General features: G+C 52.0%; 2 tRNA genes and 3 rRNA genes. All 5 read left to right on the plus strand.

The window, feature by feature from the left end:
- The first annotated feature begins 172 nt into the window (after positions 1–172).
- Positions 173–1,702: ribosomal RNA gene (locus tag H8S23_RS13725) — 16S ribosomal RNA — on the plus strand.
- Positions 1,703–1,858: 156 nt separating this feature from the next.
- Positions 1,859–1,934: transfer RNA gene (locus tag H8S23_RS13730), tRNA-Ala, on the plus strand.
- A 5-nt stretch (positions 1,935–1,939) separates the two neighbouring features.
- A tRNA-Ile gene (locus tag H8S23_RS13735) sits at positions 1,940–2,016 on the plus strand.
- Between the two features lie 207 nt (positions 2,017–2,223).
- Positions 2,224–5,056 (plus strand): 23S ribosomal RNA (locus H8S23_RS13740).
- 108 nt (positions 5,057–5,164) lie between these two features.
- Positions 5,165–5,281: ribosomal RNA gene (rrf, locus tag H8S23_RS13745) — 5S ribosomal RNA — on the plus strand.
- The 16S, 23S and 5S rRNA genes sit together here with 2 tRNA genes alongside, the layout of an rRNA operon.
- Positions 5,282–5,359: the final 78 nt, after the last annotated feature.

The following is a 5,359-nucleotide window of genomic DNA, read 5'->3' on the forward strand; positions in this document are numbered from 1 at the left end:
ACAGGACCTTGAAAATTAAACAATATAGGAAGAAGCTTGAAGGAACCCTTAGAGCAGGAAGAAACCTGCTCGTAAAAATAAAAAATTCCTTTAAAGTAATTCACAAAAGGACGCAAGCGATTGCGTGCTGAGTGGAAAGCGATTAAATTCAGGTCAACTGATTTTAATATCATTGATTAAGAGTTTGATCCTGGCTCAGGACGAACGCTGGCGGCGCGCCTAACACATGCAAGTCGAACGGAGCTTTGTATTCTGAAGTTTTCGGATGGACGAAGATAAAGCTTAGTGGCGAACGGGTGAGTAACACGTGAGGAACCTGCCTTTCAGAGGGGGACAACAGTTGGAAACGACTGCTAATACCGCATAAGACCACAGCACCGCATGGTGCAGTGATCAAAGGAGCAATCCGCTGAAAGATGGACTCGCGTCCGATTAGCTAGATGGTGAGGTAACGGCCCACCATGGCGACGATCGGTAGCCGGACTGAGAGGTTGAACGGCCACATTGGGACTGAGACACGGCCCAGACTCCTACGGGAGGCAGCAGTGGGGGATATTGCACAATGGAGGAAACTCTGATGCAGCGACGCCGCGTGAGGGAAGAAGGTCTTCGGATTGTAAACCTCTGTCTTCGGGGACGAAATAAATGACGGTACTCGAGGAGGAAGCCACGGCTAACTACGTGCCAGCAGCCGCGGTAAAACGTAGGTGGCAAGCGTTGTCCGGAATTACTGGGTGTAAAGGGAGCGCAGGCGGAACTGCAAGTTGGATGTCAAATCTACGGGCTCAACCCGTATACGCATTCAAAACTGCGGTTCTTGAGTAGTGCAGAGGTAGGCGGAATTCCCGGTGTAGCGGTGGAATGCGTAGATATCGGGAGGAACACCAGTGGCGAAGGCGGCCTACTGGGCACCAACTGACGCTGAGGCTCGAAAGCATGGGTAGCAAACAGGATTAGATACCCTGGTAGTCCATGCCGTAAACGATGATTACTAGGTGTGGGGGGATTGACCCCCTCCGTGCCGCAGTTAACACAATAAGTAATCCACCTGGGGAGTACGACCGCAAGGTTGAAACTCAAAGGAATTGACGGGGGCCCGCACAAGCAGTGGAGTATGTGGTTTAATTCGAAGCAACGCGAAGAACCTTACCAGGTCTTGACATCCCGTGCATAGCATAGAGATATGTGAAGTCTTTCGGGACACGGAGACAGGTGGTGCATGGTTGTCGTCAGCTCGTGTCGTGAGATGTTGGGTTAAGTCCCGCAACGAGCGCAACCCTTATTGCTAGTTACTACGCAAGAGGACTCTAGCAAGACTGCCGTTGACAAAACGGAGGAAGGTGGGGATGACGTCAAATCATCATGCCCTTTATGACCTGGGCTACACACGTACTACAATGGCTATTAACAGAGAGAAGCGAAGTCGCGAGGCCGAGCAAACCTCAGAAAAATAGTCTCAGTTCGGATTGGAGGCTGCAACCCGCCTCCATGAAGCCGGAATTGCTAGTAATCGCGGATCAGCATGCCGCGGTGAATACGTTCCCGGGCCTTGTACACACCGCCCGTCACACCATGAGAGCCGGGGGGACCCGAAGTCGGTAGTCTAACCGCAAGGAGGACGCCGCCGAAGGTAAAACTGGTGATTGGGGTGAAGTCGTAACAAGGTAGCCGTATCGGAAGGTGCGGCTGGATCACCTCCTTTCTAAGGAGTCAGGCAGACGCAGCGGCGCAAGCGGCTGGCGTCTGGAACAAGGGAAAGACAAGTGAGAGCCTATATTGTTTAATTTTGAGGGCCCTGGCTGCCGAAAGGCAGACGGAGAACTCAGAGACCGCGAAAGACGGAGACCATCCCAGGTATGGGGGTGTAGCTCAGCTGGGAGAGCACCTGCCTTGCACGCAGGGGGTCAGGAGTTCGAACCTCCTCATCTCCACCAGATGTGGGCTCATAGCTCAGGTGGTTAGAGCGCACGCCTGATAAGCGTGAGGTCGGTGGTTCGAGTCCACTTGAGCCCACCACTCCCGAAAGGGAGAGCTTCCTGGAGAAACACCCAGGATACGGAGGGGACGGCTCTGACGGAAGCGGAATGCACCTTGAAAACTGAATATTGAAACTGCAAAAGACTACAAGAAACAAATTTAGGTTCGAAAGAATCTACAATTTCGTAATTCTGATAGTTGGCAAATGGAGAATCTTAGAGTTTGCGAAAGCGAGCTCAAAAAAACGGTCAAGCTAGAAAGGGCGCAGGGCGAATGCCTTGGCACTGGGAGCCGATGAAAGACGTGATAAGCTGCGATAAGCTGCGGGGAGTTGCAAATAAACATTGATCCGCAGATCTCTGAATGGGGAAACCCACACGGAGTCATGTCCGTGTAACATATGCTGAATCAAATAGGCATATGTGGGGAACCGCCTGAACTGAAACATCTAAGTAGGGCGAGGAAAAGAAATCAACCGAGATTCCGCAAGTAGTGGCGAGCGAACGCGGAGGAGGCTAAACCGGGGGTAGAAATACCTCTGGGGTTACGGACTGCATTTAAGATTCACAACGGTTAGCTGAAGTGTGTGGGAAAGCACGCCAAAGAATGTGAGAGCCATGTAGGCGACAACCGGAGTGACTGAGCAGGATCCAAAGTACCACGGGGCACGTGAAACCCCGTGGGAAGTCGGGGGGACCACCCTCCAAGCCTAAATACTACCCAGTGACCGATAGCGTATAGTACTGTGAAGGAAAGGTGAAAAGCACCCCGGGAGGGGAGTGAAAAAGAACCTGAAACCCTGTGCCTACAAGCACATAGAGCACGTCAAAGTGTGATATGGTACTTTTTGTAGAACGGTCCGGCGAGCGAATGTATGCAGCAAGGTTAAGCTGTTCAGCAGTGAAGCCGCAGCGAGAGCGAGTCTGAAATGGGCGCTTAAGTTGCATGCATTGGGCCCGAAACCGGGTGACCTACCCATGGTCAGGATGAAGTGGAGGTAAAACTCCATGGAGGTCCGAACACACGCCCGTTGAAAAGGTCGGTGATGAACTGTGGGTAGCGGAGAAATTCCAATCGAACTCGGAGATAGCTGGTTCTCCCCGAAATAGCTTTAGGGCTAGCCTTGCATTAGATATCCGGAGGTAAAGCACTGAATGGCCTAGGGGTCGAGAGACTACCGAAGCCTATCAAACTCTGAATGCCGGAATATTGATGTGCAGGAGTCAGACAGTGTGAGATAAGTCTCATTGTCAAGAGGGAAACAGCCCAGATCTACAGCTAAGGTCCCAAAGCAGGTTTAAGTGGAAAAGGATGTGGAGTTGCGAAGACAACTAGGATGTTGGCTTAGAAGCAGCCACTCATTCAAAGAGTGCGTAATAGCTCACTAGTCGAGTGACTCTGCGCCGAAAATTCAACGGGGCTAAAACCTGCACCGAAGCTTAGGCAGACGCAAGTCTGGGTAGGGGAGCGTTGTATGTTGGGAGAAGTCGTAGCGAAAGCGGCGGTGGACGACATACAAGTGAGAATGCCGGAATAAGTAGCGCGAATGTAGTGAGAATCTACATGGCCGAAAGCCTCAGGTTTTTGGAGCAAGGTTCGTCCGCTCCAAGTCAGCCGGGAGCTAAGGTGAGGCCGAAAGGCGTAGCCGATGCACATACGGTAGAGATTCCGTAGCCGCCGAAGTTGTTAAGTGTGGGGACACATTGAAAGGGTATGACCCGGGCGTTGGTTGCCCCGGGCGAAAGGGACTGAAATTTAGTAGGGAAGCATACCTGGACGATGGCGAGAAAAGCCACATGTATTGACAAGGCGCCCGTACCGCAAACCGACACAGGTAGGTAGGAAGAAGATTCTAAGGCCAACGGGAGAAGGGTTGTTAAGGAACTCGGCAAGTTGACCCCGTAACTTAGGGATAAGGGGTGCTCTGGAAACAGAGCCGCAGAGAATAGGCCCAAGCAACTGTTTAGCAAAAACACAGGTCTGTGCTAAATCGAAAGATGACGTATACGGGCTGACACCTGCCCGGTGCTGGAAGGTTAAGAGGATGTGTGCAAGCACTGAATTGAAGCCCCAGTAAACGGCGGCCGTAACTATAACGGTCCTAAGGTAGCGAAATTCCTTGTCAGGTAAGTTCTGACCCGCACGAATGGTGTAATGATTTGGGCACTGTCTCAACAGCCCGCCCGGCGAAATTGTAGTACCGGTGAAGATGCCGGTTACCCGCGACAAGACGGAAAGACCCCATGGAGCTTTACTGTAGCCTGATATTGGGTTTCGGTATTACATGTACAGGATAGGTGGGAGACTAAGAAACAGAGGCGTCAGCTTCTGCGGAGTCAACCTTGGGATACCACTCTTGTGATACTGGAATTCTAACCTGCGGCCCTGAACCGGGTCGGGGGACATTGTCAGGTGGGCAGTTTGACTGGGGCGGTCGCCTCCTAAAATGTAGCGGAGGCGTTCAAAGGTTGGCTCAGCTTGGACGGAAACCAAGCCAAAGAGTGCAAACGCATAAGCCAGCCTAACTGCGAGACAGACACGTCGAGCAGTAACGAAAGTTGGAGTTAGTGATCCGGCGGTATGTGAGTGGAAATGCCGTCGCTCAACGGATAAAAGTTACCCTGGGGATAACAGGCTGATCTCCCCCAAGAGTCCACATCGACGGGGAGGTTTGGCACCTCGATGTCGGCTCATCGCATCCTGGGGCTGTATTCGGTCCCAAGGGTTTGGCTGTTCGCCAATTAAAGCGGTACGCGAGCTGGGTTCAGAACGTCGTGAGACAGTTCGGTCCCTATCTGTCGTGGGCGTAGGATATTTGACAGGATCTGTCCCTAGTACGAGAGGACCGGGATGGACGCACCTCTGGTGCACCAGTTGTTCTGCCAAGGGCATAGCTGGGCAGCTAAGTGCGGATCGGATAAACGCTGAAAGCATCTAAGCGTGAAGCCGGCCTGGAGATAAGATATCCCACTGAGTAATCAGGTAAGACCCCTTGAAGACTACAAGGTTGATAGGCGCAGAGTGGAAGCGTGGTGACACGTGCAGCTAGTGCGTACTAATAGGTCGAGGGCTTGACCACAACGGTTCTGCATTTGCCAGCGGTTTCAATATTCAGTTTTGAGGGTGCATGACTCTCAAGAAGAAAAGTGAATATGTTAGGCTTAGGCTATACGAAAAGCATAGCATGGCCGGTGCCGATGACGTCGAGGTTCCACCTGTTCCCATCCCGAACACAGAAGTTAAGCTCGATCGTGCCGAAGATACTTGGTTGGAGACGACCTGGGAAAATAGGTAGGTGCCGGCCCTTTTCTTATATGAGGGGAAAAGATCCTCAGCAAAAAAGCATGAGTGCAAAGAAGAAGCGGAAGATGGCGGTGATCGC

The sequence above is a fragment of the Anaerofilum hominis genome (genome assembly GCF_014287275.1).
Lineage (GTDB): Bacteria > Bacillota > Clostridia > Oscillospirales > Ruminococcaceae > Pygmaiobacter > Pygmaiobacter hominis.